This is a genomic window from Glutamicibacter sp. BW78 (genome assembly GCF_002332245.1).
GTDB classification, from domain to species: domain Bacteria; phylum Actinomycetota; class Actinomycetes; order Actinomycetales; family Micrococcaceae; genus Arthrobacter_H; species Arthrobacter_H rhombi_A.
Window position 1 is genome coordinate 272,824 of sequence record NZ_NRGU01000032.1, and the last position, 18,695, is coordinate 291,518.

The window sequence follows — 18,695 nt, forward strand, 5'->3', positions numbered from 1 at the left end:
GCGGAGTGAGTGCTCACTCACTAACCTGAAAGGGTGGATGCAACCGATGTTCCCAAACCTGCCCGTGCCCGGCCCATGTCTGCTGAAGAACGGCGGACGATGATCGCCACCTCGGCGATCCCCCTCTACCTGGAGCAGGGGGCCTCGGTGACCTCCCGCCAGCTGGCCGACCACCTGGGCATCGCCGAGGGGACCATCTTCCGGGTCTTCGGAGATAAGGCGGCGCTGGTCCGCAGCGTCGTCGATGCCTTCTTCGACCAGACCCACCAGGGGCTGGGCCCGGAACTGGAGGATCCGGACCTGGACGTGGAGCAAAAACTGCGAGTACTCATCCGTAATGCGCGGGCCCGCGCCCGCGGCGTGTTCACGATGATCTCGCTCCTGGAACCCGGAGAAGCCCACGAATACATGAAGCACCGCCGCGAAGGCCATTTCGAACAAACCGCCGCCGCAGCCTTCGCCGCCGACGCAGCGCAGCTGAACATTCCCCCACAGAAGCTCGGCGCACTGATCCGCCTGCTCGTGATCGCCGCCTCCGCGCCGCGCATGGGCGGAGGAGACCCGCTGAGCGACGATGAACTGGTGGACTTCGCACTGCACGGAATCATCGGGCAGGCCGGGAAGGATTGAGCATGCTCTGGAAACTCATGGTCCGCTACATCAAACCCGCCTGGCCGCTGCTGGTCGGGGTACTGGTCTTCCAACTGGCGCAGTCCTTCGCCTCGCTGCTGCTTCCCACCATGAACGCCGACATCATCGACCAGGGGGTGGTCACCGGCGATATCGGCTATATCTGGTCCACCGGCGCGATGATGCTCGCCGTCACGCTGGTCCAGGTCGTCTGCGCCATCGTCGCCGTGTACTTCGGCTCAAAACTCGCGATGGGGATGGGCCGGGACCTCCGCGATGGGCTCTTCCACCGCGTGGTCGGCTTCTCCCAACGCGAGGTCGGACACTTCGGGGCGCCGTCGCTGATCACCCGCAACACCAATGACGTCCAACAGGTCCAGCGGATGGTGCAGATGACCTCCACGCTGATGGTCTCCGCCCCCATGCTCGCCATCGGCGGGGTCATCATGGCCGTGCGGCAGGACGTCGGGCTGTCCTGGCTGATGATCGTGAGCATCCCGGTCCTGCTGCTCATCGTGGGCCTGGTCATCGTGCGCATGGTGCCTGCCTTCCAACTGATGCAGCAGCGGATCGACCGGTTGAACCAGATCATGCGCGAACAACTCACCGGCATCCGGGTGATCCGCGCCTTCGTCCGCGAAAAGGAGGAGCGTGCCCGCTTCGGGACGGCCAGCGAGGGCGTGGCCGAGGTCGGCATCCGCGCAGGCAACCTGATGGCCCTGATGATGCCGGCGATCATGCTGGTCATGAACGTCTCCAGCGTCGCGGTCATCTGGTTCGGTGCCTCCGAGGTGCAAGACGGCAACGCCCAGATCGGCACCCTCTTCGCCTTCCTCCAATACATGATGCAGATCCTCATGGGCGTGATGATGGCCGCCCTCATGTTCGTGATGATCCCTCGCGCGGCCGTCAGCGCCACCCGCATCGCCGACGTGCTGGACACCGACACCTCAGTGCTCGCCCCCGCCGAACCGGTCAGCCCGGGCCGGCGCACCGGCACGGTCGCCTTCGAGCATGTGGAATTCACCTACCCCGGAGCAGACCAACCGGTGCTGAAGGACATCTCCTTCACCGTGGCCCCGGGAACGACGACGGCGATCATCGGCTCCACCGGTGCCGGCAAATCAACCCTCATCGGTCTGGTGCCACGGCTCTTCGACGTCACCGGCGGCACCGTGTCCGTGGACGACGCCGATGTGCGCGGCCTCGACCCGGATGAGCTGTGGGAACGGATCGGGCTGATCCCGCAACGGGCCTTCCTGTTTTCCGGGACCATCGCCTCGAACCTGCGCTACGGCAACCGGCAGGCCACCGACGAGGAGCTCTGGCAGGCCCTGGAGATCGCCCAGGCCCGCGACTTCGTCGAAGCCAAACCGCTGGGCTTGGACACGGAGATCGCGCAGGGAGGCACGAACGTCTCCGGCGGGCAACGCCAGCGTCTGGCGATCGCCCGGGCCCTGGTTAAACGCCCAGAGATCTACATCTTCGACGACTCCTTCTCAGCCCTGGATGTGGCCACCGACGCCGCACTGCGCCGGGCGCTGGACGCCGAACTGCCTGAGGCGACCCGCATCGTGGTCGCCCAACGGGTCAGTACCATCCGCGACGCCGACCAGATCATCGTGCTCGACCACGGCGAGGTCGTCGGGACAGGGCCGCACGAGCAGCTGCTGGACAGCTGCGAAACCTACCGCGAGATCGTCGAATCCCAGCAGAGCGTGGAGGCGGCATCATGAGCGGGCACCAGGCAGCGGCCCAGCCGGCACCGGCACCCCGGAGCGGACCCATGGGGCGGGGACCGGCCGGCGGCGGGGCCCCCACAGCGAAGGCGCTGAACTTCTTTCCCTCGGCGAAACGACTGCTGGGCACCCTGCGGCAGGACATGTCCAGGATCGTGTGGGTCATCATCCTCGGGGTCATCAGCGTCGGGCTGACCGTCATCGGCCCCAAACTGTTGGGCGAGGGCACCAATGTCGTCTTCGCCGGGTTCATTTCCCTGCGCTTCCCCGCAGGCACCAGCAAGGCCGACGTCGTGAACCAACTCGTGGCCAACGGACAGACCACGCAGGCCGACATGCTCCGGTCGATGGACTTCGTCCCCGGAGCAGGGATCGACTTCACCCAGCTGGGCATGATCCTGGCGGTGGTCCTGGCGGTTTACCTTTTCGGCAGCGCCTTCCGGCTGGTGCAAGCCCGCATCCTCAACGTCGTCGTCCAGCGGGTGGCCCACCGGCTGCGGGTCCAAGTCGAAGACAAGCTCCACCGGCTGCCGCTGCGCTACTTCGATCGCGTCCAACGCGGTGAACTACTCTCTCGGGTCACGAACGACGTCGATAATATCGGCCAATCTCTGCAGCAGACCCTTTCGCAGGTCATCACCTCCCTGCTGACGGTGATCGGCGTGCTGCTGATGATGTTCCTGATTTCGCCGACCCTGGCCTTCATCGCCCTGGTGACGATCCCGCTGACCATCCTGATCACCGTGCTGGTGGCCAGAAGGTCGCAGCGGATGTTCGCCGAACAGTGGAAGCAGACAGGCATCCTGAACGCCCGGGTCGAGGAAACCTACTCCGGGCACGCCATCGTCAAGGTCTTCGGCCACCAGCAGGAGGTCGAGCAGGCCTTCCGTGAAGAGAATGCGAAGGTCTACCGGGCCAGCTTCGGCGCCCAGTTCGTCTCCGGAATCATCATGCCCAGCATGACCTTCATCGGAAACCTCGTCTATGTGGCCATCGCCGTCGTCGGCGGCCTGCGGGTGGCCTCCGGCCAGCTGTCCATCGGTGACGTGCAGGCCTTCACCCAGTACGCCCGGCAGTTCACCCAGCCGCTGAGCCAACTCGGCTCGATGGCGAACCTGCTCCAATCGGGGGTGGCCAGCGCCGAGCGGGTGTTCGAGCTGCTCGACGAGGAAGAACAAAGCCCCGAAGCCGATCCCGCGGATACCGTGCCCGAACGGGCCAGCCACCTGGAGTTCACGGACGTGTCCTTCCGCTACGACGCCGACACCCCGCTGATCGATGGGCTGAACCTCACGGCCAGCCCCGGCAGCACCGTGGCCATCGTCGGGCCCACCGGCGCCGGGAAAACCACTCTGGTCAACCTCATCATGCGGTTCTACGATATCGACTCCGGGTCGATCAGCCTGGGCTGCGCCGAGGACGGATCCGACGCCGTCGAAACGCGGTCGATGACCCGGCACGATCTGCGGGCCCGGACCGGGATGGTGCTGCAGGATACGTGGCTATTCGCCGGAACCATCCGCGAGAACATCATGTATGGTCGGCCCGACGCGAGCGAGGAGGACATGGTTCAGGCGGCCTCGGCAGCCTATGTGGACCGCTTCGTGCACGCGCTCCCCGATGGTTATGAGACGGTGCTCGACGACGAGGCCACCAACCTCAGCGTGGGCGAACGCCAACTGGTGACCATCGCCCGGGCGTTCCTGGCCGATCCGCGGCTGCTGATCCTGGATGAGGCGACCTCTTCGGTGGATACCCGCACCGAGCTACTCATCCAGCGGGCCATGCTCAAGCTGCGTGAAGACCGCACGGCGTTCGTGATCGCCCACCGGCTCTCCACCATCCGCGACGCTGACCTGATCCTGGTCATGAAGGACGGGGCCATCGTCGAACAAGGCAACCACCACGAACTGCTGGCCGCCCGCGGCGCCTACTGGCGGCTGACCAACGCCGAAGTCGACGCCCCCATGGACGATGAGACGCTGGAGGACCCGGCGGATGCCGCCACCACACCAGGAGGTCCGGAATGAACCAGACACCCACCCCCAAAATGAAGCTCTCCATCCTGGAGGGCGTCGGACTGTATAACGGCGAATCGGCCGAACAGGCCTTGCGGCATGCGACCGAGGCGGCCCAACAGGCTGATGAGCTGGGCTTCACGCGGTTGTGGTTCACCGAGCACCACAGCAGCAAACACCAGATGTCCACCTCGCCTGACCTGTTGATTGCCCATGCCGCGGCGCTGACGAAGAACATCCGGGTCGGCTCCGGTGGGGTCATGTTGCCCAACCATAGCCCGTTGCGCGTGGTGGAGAACTTCTCGATCCTCGAGGCGCTGCACCCAGGTCGGATCGACCTGGGGATGGGCCGGGCCTCGGGGACCAGTGCGATGACCAACGCCGCACTCCGCAACAGCCAGGAGCCACTGACCGGCCAGGGGCTGATGAACCTGCTGCTCGAGGTGCTGGCGTTCTTTGACCGGGATTTCCCCGACGACCACCCGTATCAGGACATCACCCCGTCCCCGGCAACCTCCCTGCGCCCGGACCTGTACATGCTCGGGTCCAGCGATGGGGGCATGCGGATCGCCTCGCAACTGGGCATGGGCTTCGCCTTCGCCGGGCAGATCAACCCGGAGATGGCGATTCCGGTGCTGCGCGCCTACCGGGAGGCTTTCCAGCCGTCGAAGTATCTGGCTCAGCCCTATTCCATCCTGTCGACCATCGTGGTCTGTGCCGAGACCGACGAGGAAGCGCAGTATCTGGCAGGACCCGCCGAATTGCAGTGGGCGCGTTGGGGGACCGGACAGATCCACCACGCCCCGCCGACGTTGGAGGAGGCGGCAACCCACCGGTACACCGCAGCGGAGGAACAGGCACGGGCCGGCTCGGAAGGGCGCTTCATCGTGGGCAGCCCTCAACGGGTGAAGGACCGGTTGATGCAGCTCGCCGAAGCCGGACAGGTTGATGAGTTGATGGCGATGAACATGATGACGGACCGCCAAGCGCAGATGACGTCGCATGCGCTGCTCGCCGAGGCCTTCGACCTGAAGCCCTAAGAACCAGCACGGTGGCCCGCGGCCGGTTCAGGCCCGGGCCAGGGCTCCCCGGTCCAGGACGTGGATCCGTCCGCCGGAAGACTGGTTGATCCACCCGGAGTCGGTGAAGGAGGCCAGCCGCCGGCTGAGTGTCTCCGGGGTGGTGCCCAACAGCGAGGCGAGATCCCGTTTGGACATCGGCAGGTTCAAGAGGCCGGTGGCCGGGTCGGCGTTCTCCAGCAGGTATCCGGCGAGCCGGGATCCGGCATCCTCGCCCGTATAGGAACTAAGCGTCCGTTCGGTCTGCTCGAGCCGTTCGGTGACGGTTTCGAGCATCTTCAGCGCAATCGTCGGGTAGCTGACCAAAAACCCGCGGATGTCCTCGTGGTGCAGAGAGCAGATTTCCGCGTCCTCCAACGCCAACGCGTAGTGATCCGCCTGCCCGGCATGCAGGAAGGCGGTCTCGCCGATGAAGCTGCCCGGTTCCAGGACCCGCAGGATCTGTTCGTGGCCTGATTCGCTGCCACGGTAGGTCTTGACCTTCCCGCGGTGCACGATCATCAGGGAGCGGTCCTCGTCCCCGGGGGAGTAGAGCAGCTCACCCCGACGGTACTTCCGCTGCCGCGCCCGGGAGGCAATCTCATGCTGTTCGTCGGGATCCAGGTGCGCGAAGATGGGGACCAGCGCCACACACTGGTCCCGATGGTCGTGACCTGTAGGTGTCGTGGTCACTAGGGGGCCACCGACCCTTGCCTTGTCATCGTGTACCGGCTCCTTCAACGAATTAGTCTGCGACGGCGTGATCGGCTGTCGGCGCTGTTGGACCCAGTCTAGGTCTCTTGAGGCGCAGAGGCAGATGCACCCGCCTGGTTCGTGGAGCCACTGCCGGGAGCAGCTAGCTGACCTTCGTGGAGAGCACCGGGTAGCCCAGCTTGGTGATCAGATCGGCGATCTTTTCGACATTGGTCTTCATGCTGTCGTACTCGACGTTGACCTTGTTCTCGGTGAAATCCACCACTGCCGAGACGATTCCGTCCTTCTCTGCCAGGCTGCTTTCAATGTCCTGGATGCACGCGGGGGTGGTGAAGGGTTGGGTACGGAAAGATGCGGTGTACATGATGGCTGCCTCCTGAAGAATGGTTCCCTCCGTGGGTCCTCCTATTCCACCCTGGATCGGCTGGGACCGCCTTGATATGTGTCAAGGCGGTCCATGGCGACCAGCCGGGGCCACCGCCATCGGGCCGTCACCGGACGGTGTGGGTGCCGGCCACGTTCTCCGGGGACAGCTCCACGCGGCGGAGCAACTGGGCGTTCAGTGCCACGATGATCGTGGACAGGGACATCAGGACGGCGCCGACCGCGGGGGAGAGGACGAACCCGATGGGTGCCAGGACACCGGCTGCCAGAGGCACGGCGATGATGTTGTAGCCTCCTGCCCACCAGAGGTTCTGCAGCATCTTGCGGTAGCTGGCCCGGGAGAGGACCAGCAGGGACACCACCGAGCGTGGGTCGTTGCCGGCCAGAACCACGCCGGCGGATTCCACCGCAATGTCGGTACCGGCCCCGATCGCGATGCCCACCTCGGCACGGGCCAGTGCCGGGGCGTCGTTGACGCCGTCGCCGACCATGGCCACGCTGAGACCGCGCTGCTGCAGTTCGGTGACCTTGGCGTCCTTGTCCCTCGGCAGGACCTCGGCGAACACCTCGTCGATGCCCAGATCCCGGGCCACGGCATCGGCCACCTGCTGGGCGTCACCGGTGATCAGGGCGACCTTCACGCCGCGTGAGCGCAGCGCCTCGACCGCCTCGCGTGACTCCTGCCGTACCCGGTCTTCCAGGGCGATGGCGCCGATGATTTCTCCGCCGCGGACCACGTGCAGGACGGAGGCTCCCCGGTCGATCCATCCGGCAACGTCCTCACGGAGCTGGCCGGTGGGTTCCAGATCCAGCTCGCGCAGCATGTTCGGCCCACCGACCTGCACCTCGACGCCGTCGACCTCTGCCTTCACCCCGCGTCCGGCAGCCGACTGGAAGCTGGTCGCTGTCAGCGGTGGTTGGTTTCCGGGCCCCTCCTCCTGGGAAGCTGCGGTGATGGCGCGGGCCACGGGATGCTCGGATTCGGACTCCGCCGCGGCAGCCCACCGGAGCAGTTCATCCGCTGAGACGTCCCCGGTGGTTGCGGTGCCGGTGACGGCATGGGCGCCCTCGGTGAGGGTGCCGGTCTTGTCGAAGAGGACGACGTCGACGGTGCGCATCTTCTCCAACGCCAGCCGGTTCTTGATCAACACCCCTGCCGTGGCGGCCCGCTCGGTGGAGATGGCGATGACCAGCGGGATCGCCAAGCCCAGGGCATGCGGGCAGGCAATGACCAGGACGGTGACGGTGCGGGTGACCGCATCGGAGGGTTGCCCGATGGCCACCCAGACGAGCGCGGTGATGATCGCGGCCCCCAGTGCGAACCAGAACAGCAACGCCGCCGCACGGTCAGCCAGGGCCTGGGCGCGGGAGCTGGACTCCTGGGCCTCCGCAACCATCCGTTGGATCCCCGAGAGGGTCGTATCCTCGCCGAGGGCCTCGACGCGCAGGCGCACGGAATTATCGGTGGCGACCGTTCCGGCAACGACGGTCTCACCCGATCCGCGGCTCACGGTGCGTGATTCGCCGGTGATCATCGACTCGTCGAAGCCGGCGCTGCCGTCGGTGATGACGCCGTCGGCCGGCACCCGGGCACCGGAGCGCACCAGGACGATATCCCCGACCGTCAGCTCCGAGATGGACACCATGACGGGGTCCCCGCCGTCCTCGGGAATCCGCTCCGCCTCGTCGGGGAGCAGTTCGGCCAGGGCATCCAGGGCCGAGGAGGCCGAGCCCAGGGCGCGCATCTCCATCCAGTGCCCCAACAGCATCACGACCACCAGCAGGGCCAATTCCCACCAGAAGTCGAGGCTGAAGCCGCCGATGCCCAGGAAAGTGATCCAGGAGGCCAGGAAGGCCACCGTGATGGCCATCGCGATCAGCAGCATCATGCCCGGTTGGCGTGAGCGGATTTCCTGGACGCCGCCCTTCAGGAACGGGGCACCACCGTAGAAGTAGATGAACGTCCCCAAGACCGGGGCGACCCACTGCGAGAGCGGAAACTCGGGGACCTGGTAACCCAGTAGCGACGCGACCAGCGGGCTGAGCCAGACCACCGGGATGGACAACACGAGGGTGACCCAGAAAGGCGTCCGGAACATGCCGGGGCCATGCCCGGCATGGCCCTCGTGACCCCCATGGTCTCCGTGCCCGGCGTGGTCCTGGTGTTCCTCGTGCGGTTCGGTCATGGTTCCACCACTACCTTTCCTGCCAGATGACAGCTTCGACGGCGGCCACTGCGTTCTGCGCATCAGCCAGACTAAAGCGTGCGCGAACGTGCGGGTCGACGAGTCCGTATTTGATCACGTCGGTGATCTTCTCCAGCGCCTCGGGGGTCCGTTGTATTCCCGCTCCACCGAGCTCCTGGGTTTCGGGTCCGCCGTCGTCGTTGACAACCAGTGCCGTGGACATCTGCATTCCTCCTGTTGGCTCATGAAAATTGATGGACCGTGTTCAGGCGCCGACCGCGCGTACCCGCGATCGGCGCCTCCCTGGCGTTGCTGCCGTGCCTAGGCGTCCACGACTTCGGAGGCCCCGCGCTTGGCCGGGGTGCGCAGCGACTTCGACATCGACGTGGCCCCTGGGGCGTTGCGCATCAAGCGCATCGCGTTGAGGATGACCACCAGCACGGACCCCTCGTGGACGAGCATGCCGAGGGACATGGTGACCCCGCCGGCGAAGACGCCGGCCACCAGCAGCACCACGGTGATCAGCGAGATCGCTATGTTCTGCTTCATCACGTTCACCGTCCGCTTGGCCAGACTGATGGATTCGGGCAGCTTGAGCAGGTTGTCACCCATCAGGGCGATATCCGCCGTCTCCACGGCCACCGCCGAACCGGCGGCGCCCATGGCCACGCCGATGTCGGCGATCGCCAAGGCCGGGGCGTCATTCACCCCGTCACCGACCATGGCCACCGTATGCCCCTCGCGCTGCAGCTTCGCCACCGCGTCGAGCTTGTCCTCGGGCAGCATGGACGCATGGATCTCGTCGATGCCGGTGGCCTGGCCGATGGATTCGGCCACCAACCGCGTGTCACCGGTGAGCATGACGACCTTCTTCACGCCGGCCGCATGCAACCGGGCAACCATCTCGGCGGAGTCCTCGCGGATCTGGTCGGCGACGGCGACGATACCGATCACCCGGCCATCGACGGCGACGATCATCGGGGTCTTGCCCGCCGCGGCGAGTTGCTCGGCCGCATCGGAGGATCCGGCGTCGTTGGTGATGCCGTATTGCTCCAGCAACGCCGGGTTGCCGATCAGTACCCGCTGGCCGTCCACGTCGGACACGATGCCCTTGCCAGGGACCGGCGTCACCTCTCCGGGGATGCCCTCGGGGCCCACGCCTTCGTCGCGGGCGGAATCCATGATGGTGCGGGCCAGCGGGTGCTCGGAACCGGCCTCGGCGGCAGCGGCCCACCGCAGCACCTCGGTGCGATCCAGCCCCGGATCCAGGACGACGACGTCGGTCAGCTGCGGACGACCCTCGGTGAGGGTACCGGTCTTGTCCACGGCAACCGCCGAGATCTTCGCGGAGGTCTCCAGATATTCGCCACCCTTGATGAGGATGCCGTTGCGGGCGGCGCGGCCGATGCCGGCGACGATCGCGACGGGGATGGAGATGACCAGGGCGCCGGGGCAGCCGATGACCAAAAGGGTCAGGGCCAGGACCACGTCGCCGCTGATGAGGCCTGCCACCAGGGCCAGGACCATGACGCCGGGGGTGTACCAGGAGGAGAAGCGGTCCATGAAGGCCTGGGTCTTGGCCTTGGCGTCCTGGGCCTCCTCCACGCGGTGGATGATGCGGGCCAGGGTGGTGTCCGCGCCGATGCCCGTGGCCAGAACCTGCAGGAATCCGCCGCGGGAGACGGTTCCGGCGAAGACATGATCCGATGTGGTCTTCTCCACCGGGAGCGATTCCCCGGTGATGGAGGCTTCGTCGATGGCACCGGTACCCGAGACGACCTGGCCGTCCACGGGGATCTTCGCGCCGTTCTTCACCAGCACGATCTCGCCCATCCGGACCTGGTGGGCGGGAACCTCCTGCTGTTCACCATCGCGCAACACGATGGCGACGTCGGGGGCGACGGCGACCAGTTCGGCCAGCGCCGAACGGGTCTTGTTCATGGTGGCCGCCTCGAGGGCGTGGCCGATGGCGAACAGGAAGGTGACGGCGGCGGCTTCCCAGAAGTTGCCGATGATGACGGCGCCGATCGCGGCGATCGAGACGAGCAGGTCGATGCCGATGAGCTTGGCGGTCAGCGCCCGGACGCCCTTGATGACGATGTTGTAGCCGGCCACCACTGCGGCGGCGAGCATGAAGGTGTCTGCCAGGGTGAAGACCTCTGCGGTGCTGGTGGCATGTTCACCGGCGTCGATCCACCATTGCGGGCTCACCGCACGATTCCACATTCCGGCGCCGAGGTACTGCAGGGCGAAGGACATGAGGATGAGGATGCCGGAGGCGACCGGGATGGACCAGCTACCGTGAAGCCATTTCTGGAACCTGTTCACCGTGGCACAACCTTTCTGCTCGAGGGGGAGTCTGGCTAGAAGGCCGAGGGGGCGGCCTGGTAGCCGGCCTTGGCGATCACGGCGACGATGTCGTCGACGCTGGTCTTGCTCTCATCGTGGTCAACCTCGATGCGGGCTGAGGCGAAGTGGACCTTCACGTTCTCCACGCCGGTGAGCTTGCCGACCTGCTTTTCGATCTTGCTGACGCAGGAGGGGCAGGAGAAGCCCTCTGCGCGGAGGAGGGTGTGGGTGGTGGTTCCGGCGGTGGTCATTTTGGTGACTCCCTTCGTCTGTGATGCGCTGGCGATCTGCCAGTGCCCGGCGCCGGTGGGGGGCGCCGAAGTCTGTGTTGATGCTTTGAGACTATCCAGCGACGGTTCGCGGTTCCTTGACGTGGGTCAATTCCGCTAAGTGGGCTTGTGAACGGGCACTTACCGTCCGCAGTCCGCAGACGTCGAGGCTGTCAACGCTGTCCAAATGGTTGGTGCTCTTGAAGAGGCCACCCCGACAGACGTGCCGGTGACGGCTGTGTTCATCAAGGCAGTACGCCAGCGATCAGAAGCGAATAGAACACCCCGGCTTGATTTAGTCGGACCGCTGTTGTGAACGTTGGGCGTTCAACTGCTGTGTCGGCAGGAGAGGCTTACCCCAACGTTCCTTATACTGCCCAAAACCGACGATGTCGGCTCCGTACTCCTTCAATACGGTTCCGATTCGACTGGTCTGGACGGGAACTTTCTGGGAGTGGCGGTCCTGCAAAATGCTGCCGATGACAGAATGCAGCTCCTGTGATCCAGCAGCGATTCTTGTTGGGGTGCGACCGTTGGCGGCGCATGTTCGCCCTCCTTCGAAATGGAAGTCTGGATGCGAGTAGAAAACCGAGGTCTCGATCCATGGACTGTCTTCTAGCTTCGACATGAAGAAATCGCGAAGCCGCATGGCCTGTTTTCGAACTTGGCGGCACGGGGCGTCAGGCTGTGGATGAGTCCGCACGGTCAGGAGAGTTCTCGCGCTGCTGTCTGGCACGATTTGCACGGCGAAGTGATCTTGGAGGTCGGATTCATCAACCAGATGCTGGAAGTGGGGGCTCACCGCGCTGGGGTGCTTATCGGCAAAAACGAGGCCTTTCCAGCGCTTGTTCTCGATGATCAGGACGAATGAGTCGGTGACAAGAACATGGTCGATTTGTGCCGCAAAGTGTTCGGTCTTGCTAGTCGCCGACGGGTCAAAGACCACGTTGGTTGCAAGGAATCCGCTGACGGACAGGGACCGGCAAATACTGACGATGGCATTTCGGGAAGCCAGGTCCCATTTCATGCCTTTTCGGAAGAACTCTCGCGCGTCATCCAGCTGTCGCTTCAGAAGTTCGTTGCTGGATTCGCTCTCGGTGATCTTGGCGTTGTGAAGCTCATTCAGCCGCATCACATCGTTCTCGTGGCTTGAGGCAAGTGACCGTTCTAGCCGATCGCGCTCAGCCGCAGACTGCTTCCGCGTTGTCTGAAGGGACTGACCCAGACGATCCCGCTCGTTCGCATGGACGAGATGTTCCTGGGTCCGTTGCGCCATGGCACTCGCCAAGTCCCGTTTATGCCGCCGAGCAGTTAAAATGAATAGGCCGACTAAGACAATGACGGCTAGGACGAGGAACCAGATCAACGTTGACAGCATGGGAACAGTACAACACGAGGACACCCACGGTTTGGCCGCTACTCCGTTCGCAGCGCGAGCCGCAGATACGGATTTAGAAGCGTCCCCCTTGAACCAGTTTCGTAACTGACCCCCGTGAGCCGTTCGAACTCCGGGGAGAGTCGGATCAACACGAAGTGGGTATCCTCACACGCCGAATTCAGTGCGGGCGTAGCGGTGTTCGGGACGCCCGGTGTTGCCATACTGCAAATGGATCTCGACTGTTCCGTCTTCCACCAGCGCGGAGAGGTACCGCTGGGCGGTGGCCCGGGATACGCCGACTTGTTGGGCCACGGCGATGGTGGAACATTGCCGGCCGGGTTCCAACGCCTCCAGCACGGCAGCCTCCGTTGCACTCCGTGCGTGGCTGGGCCCTGCTCCCATGGTGGGGCTCAAGGAACGGATGGCGCGTTCAATCGTGTCCTGATCAACACCCTGATTTCCTGTCAGGAGGCGCCGATAGCGCGCGTAGCCGCGGAGCCGTTGACTCAACTGCTCGGCGGCAAAGGGCTTGATCAAATACCCGATGGCACCGCGACGTATCGCCTGCCGCACGGAGGATGCCTCCGCTGCGGCGCTGAGGATGAAGACATCGGTGTCCAGCGTCTGTAGGAGGTCCAGGCCCAGAGCATCCGGAAGGTAGACGTCCAGCAACACGAGATCGGGATGTTGGGCGGCTACAGCCAGCCGTGCCTGATCCGCGGTTCCGACGGGGTCCAAAGCGGTGAACCCGGGAACCGTATTCACGTAGGTGGCGTGGAGCTTGGCCACATGGAAGTCATCATCGACGATGAGTACGCGCAGATCCTTGCTCATGCCATCCTTCCAACGGTGGGGTCTTCTTATGCTCCACGGTACCGGGAAGCCGAGCACAGAACACGGCTCCCGGGCCGCCCGGGCTACCCTCCTCGGCAAGCCAGACTTCTCCGCCGCGGTCGCGGGCGATCTGCCGGCATAAGGGGAGCCCGACCCCCTGCCCATGCGTCGCCAGGGGAGTGGACGCCGCCGTCGTGAAGTCCCCCTCGAAAATACGTTCTGCCTCTGCCGTGCCGTCGCCGGAGTCCGCCACCACCAAATGGAGTGTCCCGCCGTCGTCCGTCAGCTCGTCAAGGACCTCCACTTCGACCCAGCGTTCCGCGTTGCTGCCGTGCACGGCAGCATGGATGGCATTGTCGATGAGGTTGCCAATGACCGTCGTGACGTCATGGGCCGCCGTCACCCGGCCGCGCACGTTCGTCTCCGGTCCGATGCGCAGGTGAATGCCACGTTCGGCGGCTTCAACGCTTTTCGCGCCGATGAAGGCCCGCAGATATTGGTCCGTGAGCAGTTCCGCCTGTTCCATGGGGAATTTCAGCGGTCCGGTCGCGAGAATCCCGCCGACATACTCTTCCGCCTGCCGGTGTTCGCCAATGCCCAGCAGTCCGGAGACCGTGTGGAGTCGATTGGCGAATTCGTGCCGTTGTGCGCGCAGCGCCGTTGTCATGGCACTGACCGCCTGCAGCTGACGCGTGAGGGACTGCAGCTGAGTTCGGTCACGCAACATGATGACCGTCCCGAGGTCCTGGCCATGCCCCTGGCGCCGAACGGCCCGTGCGCTGAGGATCAACACCCGCGAATCGATCATTTGTTCAACGGAGGGGGACGTGGGGGCGGCTTCCTGCACCAGCCGCGAGAGAGAGCCCGGCAACCCTGCTTCGTCCAGCAGGCTGCCGACGGGATCCTCGTCGGCACCGAGCCCGAGAAGACTATGGGCCTCCGCGTTGAGTACGGTGATCCGGCCCTCCGCGGAAACACCAATGACCCCTTCGTCCACTCCCCGAAGGACCGCTTCCTGGTCCTGGACGAGGGCCGTGATTTCCTCGGGTTCCAACCCCAGCGTGAGTCGCCGCAACCGCCGTCCCAGCAGCCAGGATCCGAGGACGCCGATTCCCAGGGCGCTGATGGCCGTGAGCGCCACCGGGAGAATATCGCTGCGGAGGTTGGCCAGGATGTCGTCCATGGCGAACCCCACGCTGACTTCACCCACCACCGTGGTCTGCGAATCCGGGGCATAGATGGGGACCTTCGCGCGGGCTGATAAACCCAGGGTTCCGCGCTCTTGATTGGTGACTTCGTATCCGCTGAGCGCCTCCGTCGGATCGGTGCTGACCTTCTGTCCCAGTTGTTCGGGGTTGGGGTGGGTGAGCCGGATGCCTTCATCATCGGTGATCACCACGAACAGGGCACCGGTGCGGGCGCGGAGATCCTTCGCCAGCGGGACCAGGGGCCCGTTGGACAGCCTGCTATGTGGCACCTGGGCAATGTTGGCGGCAGTGAGCTCGGCGACTTCGGCGCGGACGTCGCTGAAGGCCGCAACGGTCCGGGCGACCGAGAGGGCCCGGTGCTCAGCTTCTTGGCCCAAATGCTGATAGGTCAGCCACCCATGCACCGAGGCGGTGACCACGACGACGAGGAAAACGACGGTGAGCTGCAGGAACAGGGTCTGGGCAGCAAAGTTCCGTCCCGGAAGGTGGACCCGCCAGGGTTTCCGCCGTGGCCGCGCAGGCTCATCCCGGAGGGGCGCGGCAGGGCGGCAGGTCTGGTCCACGGGTTCCGTGCGCGGGCTCATCGCACTCCCTCCTTGGGCTTGGATGGCGTGAACAGAATGAGCAGAAGCCATTCAACGAGCAGTATGCGCCGTATGTCGAACAAGCCTCCACAGTGATCTGGACCACTATAGCGTTGGCTTCGACACGTCAGCAGTAGTGGCTGCCGTGCCAACACATCGCACCCGCATCGAAGAGGACGAACATCATGAAGACACCGAAGAACGTCTCCAGAAAACGCCGGCTGGCCCAGTGGGGCGCACCATTCGCCGTGGGGTTGTTGGCACTGACCAGCTGCAGCGGAAACAGCGGAAGTGGTAGCGGCGAGGCTGCTGACGACTACCCCACGGAAGCCATCGAAATCATGGCCCCTGCCGACCCGGGCGGCGGCTATGACATGACGGCCCGCTCGATCGGACGGGCCCTGACCGAAGGCGGCGTGACCGACAACGGCAGCGACGTCTACAACGTCCCGGGCGGTTCAGGGACGATCGGCCTGACACAGTTCGTCGGCGAAAATGCCGGCGACCCGCACCAGCTGATGGTCATCGGCAAGATCCTGGTCGGCGCCATCGAGCAGACCGATTCGCAGGTGGACCTGGGGAACACGACGCCGATTGCCCGCCTGACGGCCGAATATGAAGCCATTGCGGTATCGGCTGATTCGAAGTATGAGACCTTTGAACAGCTGATGAAGGACTTCAAGGCCGATCCGGGCAGTATCGCTTGGGGTGGCGGCTCCGTGGGCGGTGTGGACCAGATCATGGTGGCCCAGTTGGCCGAAGCAGCCGATATCGACCCGGACAAGATCAACTACATCCCCTACTCCGGGGGCGGCGAGCTGACTCCGGCGATTCTTTCCGGAGATGTCACCGTTGCGGCCTCCGGCCTGGCCGAGTTCTCGGATCAGGTGGATGCCGGTGAAATGCGTTTGCTGGCGGTTTCCAGCGAGGAACCCATCGATGGCGTTGATGCCCCGACCGTCATCGATGCCGGGTACGACGTGTCCATCGCCAACTGGCGCGGTGTTGTTGCGCCTCCGGAAATCTCCGATGAGCAACGCGACGCCGTCGTCTCCTCCATCGAGGACATGCGGGATACCGACGAATGGCAGGAGACCCTCGAAACCAATAACTGGGAGGACTACCTGATGACCGGCGACGAATTCGGGGACTACCTTGAGCAGGAAGACCAGGACATCTCCAAGACCCTGAAGGATCTGGGGATCGTCGAGTGACCCAGGGCAGCACCGACTCCGCGCTTCTCTCGCGTGGGAAGTTCGGAACCAGGATCGCCGCCGCGGTGATAGTTATCGGCGCCTCGGTGGTCCTGGTCACGGCTTTCCAGATCGGTTCCAGAGGCGGATTCGGACCACAGAAACCAGGCTTCTTCCCCATCATCGTGGGTGTCGGTCTGGTGGTTTTCGGCTTGGCATTCCTGGTCAGGACGACGGTGAAACCAGACTATTCGCTGCGCGAGCAAGCCGACGAAGGGCACGCAGAGACGCGCTGGCGAACCCTCTGGACCGTCATCGTCTGTCTGGTCATCTACGCCGTCATCCTCAAGCCCGTGGGCTACATCCTGGCGACCGTCCTCTTCTTCTTCGCGGTTGCGTGGATTGGTGGAAGCCGCCAGTGGATCCGCGACATCATCGTCGCCGTCCTGTTTTCCGTCATCATCTACCTCGGCTTCACGGAATTGCTCGGCGTGCGGCTGCCAGCCGGACTATTGGAAGGGGTGGGCTAAGCACTCATGGATGCTTTCTCCGAACTGGCGAACGGCTTCGCCAATGCTTTTCAACTGCAGTACCTGCTCTTTGCCGCCGTCGGCGTCACCATCGGCACCCTGGTCGGTGTCCTACCGGGAATCGGCCCCGCGCTGGCCCTGTCCCTGCTGCTGCCACTGACCTATGGCTTCGACCCCACCGGCGCCCTGATCATTTTCGCGGGAATCTACTACGGGTCCCTGTATGGCGGGGCCATCACGTCCATTCTGCTCAACACCCCCGGTGAGGCAGGGTCGGTGGCGACGGCGATCGACGGATACCCGATGGCCAAGGCCGGACGTGCCGGTCCCGCCCTGGCCACGGCCGTGATGGGCTCCTTCTTCGCCGGCATCATCTCCACCCTGGGTCTGACCTTCCTGGCACCAGTGGTGGCCAACCTCGCCAAATCGTTCCAAGCCACCGACTACTTCGCCTTGATGGTGCTCGCCTTCGTCTCCGTGACCGCCCTGGTGGGAACCTCCATCATCCGGGGCATGATCAGTCTCTTCGCGGGACTTTTCGTCGGACTGATCGGGCTGGACTTCCTGACCGGGCAACAGCGATTCACCTTCGGCGCCCCGGAGCTGCTCGGGGGCGTCGACATCGTCGTCGTGGTGATTGGGCTCTTCGCGATCGGGGAGGCACTCTACGGGCTGGCGCGGCTCCAGGTGGCGAAGGAGGAAAAGGTTGAGTTCTCGGGTCGGATCTGGCTGAACAAAGCCGAACGCAAGCGGGTGTGGAAGCCCTGGATCCGCGGGGGCTTCCTCGGTTTCATCTTCGGCTCCATGCCCACTGGCGGCTCCGAGGTGCCGACCTTTCTGTCCTATAACCTGGAAAAGCGGCTCTCCAAGCACAAGGACGAGTTCGGCAAGGGCGCCATCGAAGGCATCGCCGGGCCGGAAGCAGCCAACAACGCATCCTTCTCCGGTGTTCTGGTGCCACTGCTGACGCTGGGCATCCCCACCTCGGCGACGGCAGCGATCATCCTGTCGGCCTTCCAGATCTACAACATCCAACCCGGACCACAGCTGTTCGAGACCTCGCCCGACCTGGTCTGGACGCTGATCGCCTCGTTATTCATCGGCAACATCATGCTGCTGGTCATCAACCTGCCGCTGGTCAAGGTGTGGATCAAGATCCTCGAAATACCGAAGGAACTGCTCTTCTCGGGCATCCTGGTGTTCGGCGTCCTGGGGGTGTATTCCATCTCCAGCAGCCTGATCGACGTGTTGATCGTCTGCGCGATCGGCATCGCGGGCTTCTTCATGCGGGTCTACGACTTCCCGGTGGCTCCCGCCATTCTGGGGGCCATCCTCGGCCCCATGATGGAAACCCAGATGCGACGTGCACTCTCGATCAGCCATGGTGACTTCTCGGTCTTCGCCACCCGTCCACTCACCGTCGTGCTGCTGCTGATCGCCGTCGCCGTGCTGGTCCTGCCATCAGTGCTGGCAAAAGTCCTTCCGAAGCGGAGCGACGCCGACAAGGTGGGTGCCGAGTAAGGAGGAGGGCATTGACCGATACCCACGACCGCACTGCCCACACCTGGCCAAACTCCAGATGTGGGCAGTGCGGTCCGTCGTTGAGTGCTCGCTATTTCGA

Annotated in this window: 16 protein-coding genes; 7 read left to right on the plus strand and 9 right to left on the minus strand. The window is 64.5% G+C overall.

Features of this window, described 5'->3' with window-relative positions:
- The first annotated feature begins 33 nt into the window (after positions 1-33).
- The 4 genes from CIK75_RS09970 to CIK75_RS09985 are packed head-to-tail and all read left to right on the plus strand — an operon-like array spanning position 34 to position 5,427.
- On the plus strand, positions 34-630 hold the full coding sequence (locus tag CIK75_RS09970) for a TetR/AcrR family transcriptional regulator (protein ID WP_086996114.1): 597 nt from the start codon (positions 34-36) through the stop codon (positions 628-630).
- A gap of 2 nt (positions 631-632) precedes the next feature.
- The gene (locus CIK75_RS09975; RefSeq protein WP_096224014.1) at positions 633-2,366 is read left to right on the plus strand and encodes an ABC transporter ATP-binding protein; all 1,734 of its coding nucleotides are present in this window, start codon (positions 633-635) and stop codon (positions 2,364-2,366) included.
- Entirely contained in the window at positions 2,363-4,399 is a 2,037-nt protein-coding gene (locus tag CIK75_RS09980; RefSeq protein ID WP_096224016.1) for an ABC transporter ATP-binding protein, read from the plus strand. The genes CIK75_RS09975 and CIK75_RS09980 overlap by 4 nt, the downstream gene beginning before the upstream one ends.
- Positions 4,396-5,427, plus strand: coding sequence for an LLM class flavin-dependent oxidoreductase (locus tag CIK75_RS09985; RefSeq protein ID WP_096224018.1), 1,032 nt, complete (start codon positions 4,396-4,398; stop codon positions 5,425-5,427). Before CIK75_RS09980 ends, CIK75_RS09985 begins: the two co-directional genes overlap by 4 nt.
- Positions 5,428-5,454: 27 nt before the next feature.
- Here CIK75_RS09985 and CIK75_RS09990 read toward each other — a convergent pair whose 3' ends face one another.
- From CIK75_RS09990 to CIK75_RS10030, 9 genes are all read right to left on the minus strand, one after another.
- Entirely contained in the window at positions 5,455-6,138 is a 684-nt protein-coding gene (locus tag CIK75_RS09990; RefSeq protein ID WP_143413315.1) for a Crp/Fnr family transcriptional regulator, read from the minus strand.
- A gap of 163 nt (positions 6,139-6,301) precedes the next feature.
- Positions 6,302-6,523, minus strand: coding sequence for a heavy metal-associated domain-containing protein (locus CIK75_RS09995; protein WP_096224022.1), 222 nt, complete (start codon positions 6,521-6,523; stop codon positions 6,302-6,304).
- A 127-nt stretch (positions 6,524-6,650) separates the two neighbouring features.
- Positions 6,651-8,729: a heavy metal translocating P-type ATPase gene (locus tag CIK75_RS10000; protein WP_096224024.1), complete on the minus strand. Its 2,079-nt coding sequence runs from the start codon at positions 8,727-8,729 to the stop codon at positions 6,651-6,653.
- Between the two features lie 10 nt (positions 8,730-8,739).
- Positions 8,740-8,952: a hypothetical protein gene (locus tag CIK75_RS10005; protein WP_096224026.1), complete on the minus strand. Its 213-nt coding sequence runs from the start codon at positions 8,950-8,952 to the stop codon at positions 8,740-8,742.
- Positions 8,953-9,050: 98 nt separating this feature from the next.
- On the minus strand, positions 9,051-11,057 hold the full coding sequence (locus tag CIK75_RS10010) for a cation-translocating P-type ATPase (RefSeq protein WP_086996139.1): 2,007 nt from the start codon (positions 11,055-11,057) through the stop codon (positions 9,051-9,053).
- Positions 11,058-11,092: 35 nt separating this feature from the next.
- Complete coding sequence (locus CIK75_RS10015; RefSeq protein WP_086996142.1) at positions 11,093-11,329, minus strand: heavy metal-associated domain-containing protein; 237 nt, start codon at positions 11,327-11,329, stop codon at positions 11,093-11,095.
- A 313-nt stretch (positions 11,330-11,642) separates the two neighbouring features.
- Positions 11,643-12,623, minus strand: a complete 981-nt coding sequence (locus CIK75_RS10020) for a nuclease-related domain-containing protein (protein ID WP_158225937.1) — start codon at positions 12,621-12,623, stop codon at positions 11,643-11,645.
- A gap of 267 nt (positions 12,624-12,890) precedes the next feature.
- Positions 12,891-13,559 (minus strand): response regulator, encoded by a 669-nt coding sequence (locus CIK75_RS10025; protein WP_086996147.1) that lies wholly within the window; start codon positions 13,557-13,559, stop codon positions 12,891-12,893.
- Positions 13,525-15,351 (minus strand): sensor histidine kinase, encoded by a 1,827-nt coding sequence (locus tag CIK75_RS10030; protein ID WP_086996151.1) that lies wholly within the window; start codon positions 15,349-15,351, stop codon positions 13,525-13,527. Before CIK75_RS10030 ends, CIK75_RS10025 begins: the two co-directional genes overlap by 35 nt.
- Before the next feature lie 185 nt (positions 15,352-15,536).
- On the opposite strand from CIK75_RS10030, the gene CIK75_RS10035 reads away from it, so the two are divergent.
- The 3 genes from CIK75_RS10035 to CIK75_RS10045 are packed head-to-tail and all read left to right on the plus strand — an operon-like array spanning position 15,537 to position 18,595.
- On the plus strand, positions 15,537-16,565 hold the full coding sequence (locus CIK75_RS10035) for a tripartite tricarboxylate transporter substrate-binding protein (protein ID WP_086996154.1): 1,029 nt from the start codon (positions 15,537-15,539) through the stop codon (positions 16,563-16,565).
- Entirely contained in the window at positions 16,562-17,074 is a 513-nt protein-coding gene (locus CIK75_RS10040) for a tripartite tricarboxylate transporter TctB family protein (RefSeq protein WP_086996157.1), read from the plus strand. The genes CIK75_RS10035 and CIK75_RS10040 overlap by 4 nt, the downstream gene beginning before the upstream one ends.
- A 6-nt stretch (positions 17,075-17,080) precedes the next feature.
- Positions 17,081-18,595, plus strand: a complete 1,515-nt coding sequence (locus tag CIK75_RS10045; protein ID WP_086996160.1) for a tripartite tricarboxylate transporter permease — start codon at positions 17,081-17,083, stop codon at positions 18,593-18,595.
- Positions 18,596-18,695 lie beyond the last annotated feature (100 nt).

What these genes read in the sequence shown, in the direction of transcription:
- CIK75_RS10045 (WP_086996160.1), top strand. Translation starts at nt 17,081, where the DNA reads ATGGATGCTTTCTCCGAACTGGCGAACGGCTTCGCCAATGCTTTTCAA.
- CIK75_RS10015 (WP_086996142.1), bottom strand. Translation starts at nt 11,329, where the DNA reads ATGACCACCGCCGGAACCACCACCCACACCCTCCTCCGCGCAGAGGGC.
- CIK75_RS09980 (WP_096224016.1), top strand. Translation starts at nt 2,363, where the DNA reads ATGAGCGGGCACCAGGCAGCGGCCCAGCCGGCACCGGCACCCCGGAGC.
- CIK75_RS09985 (WP_096224018.1), top strand. Translation starts at nt 4,396, where the DNA reads ATGAACCAGACACCCACCCCCAAAATGAAGCTCTCCATCCTGGAGGGC.
- CIK75_RS10020 (WP_158225937.1), bottom strand. Translation starts at nt 12,623, where the DNA reads ATGGCGCAACGGACCCAGGAACATCTCGTCCATGCGAACGAGCGGGAT.
- CIK75_RS10025 (WP_086996147.1), bottom strand. Translation starts at nt 13,559, where the DNA reads ATGAGCAAGGATCTGCGCGTACTCATCGTCGATGATGACTTCCATGTG.
- CIK75_RS10030 (WP_086996151.1), bottom strand. Translation starts at nt 15,351, where the DNA reads ATGAGCCCGCGCACGGAACCCGTGGACCAGACCTGCCGCCCTGCCGCG.
- CIK75_RS10005 (WP_096224026.1), bottom strand. Translation starts at nt 8,952, where the DNA reads ATGTCCACGGCACTGGTTGTCAACGACGACGGCGGACCCGAAACCCAG.
- CIK75_RS10035 (WP_086996154.1), top strand. Translation starts at nt 15,537, where the DNA reads ATGAAGACACCGAAGAACGTCTCCAGAAAACGCCGGCTGGCCCAGTGG.
- CIK75_RS10000 (WP_096224024.1), bottom strand. Translation starts at nt 8,729, where the DNA reads ATGACCGAACCGCACGAGGAACACCAGGACCACGCCGGGCACGGAGAC.
- CIK75_RS09995 (WP_096224022.1), bottom strand. Translation starts at nt 6,523, where the DNA reads ATGTACACCGCATCTTTCCGTACCCAACCCTTCACCACCCCCGCGTGC.
- CIK75_RS09975 (WP_096224014.1), top strand. Translation starts at nt 633, where the DNA reads ATGCTCTGGAAACTCATGGTCCGCTACATCAAACCCGCCTGGCCGCTG.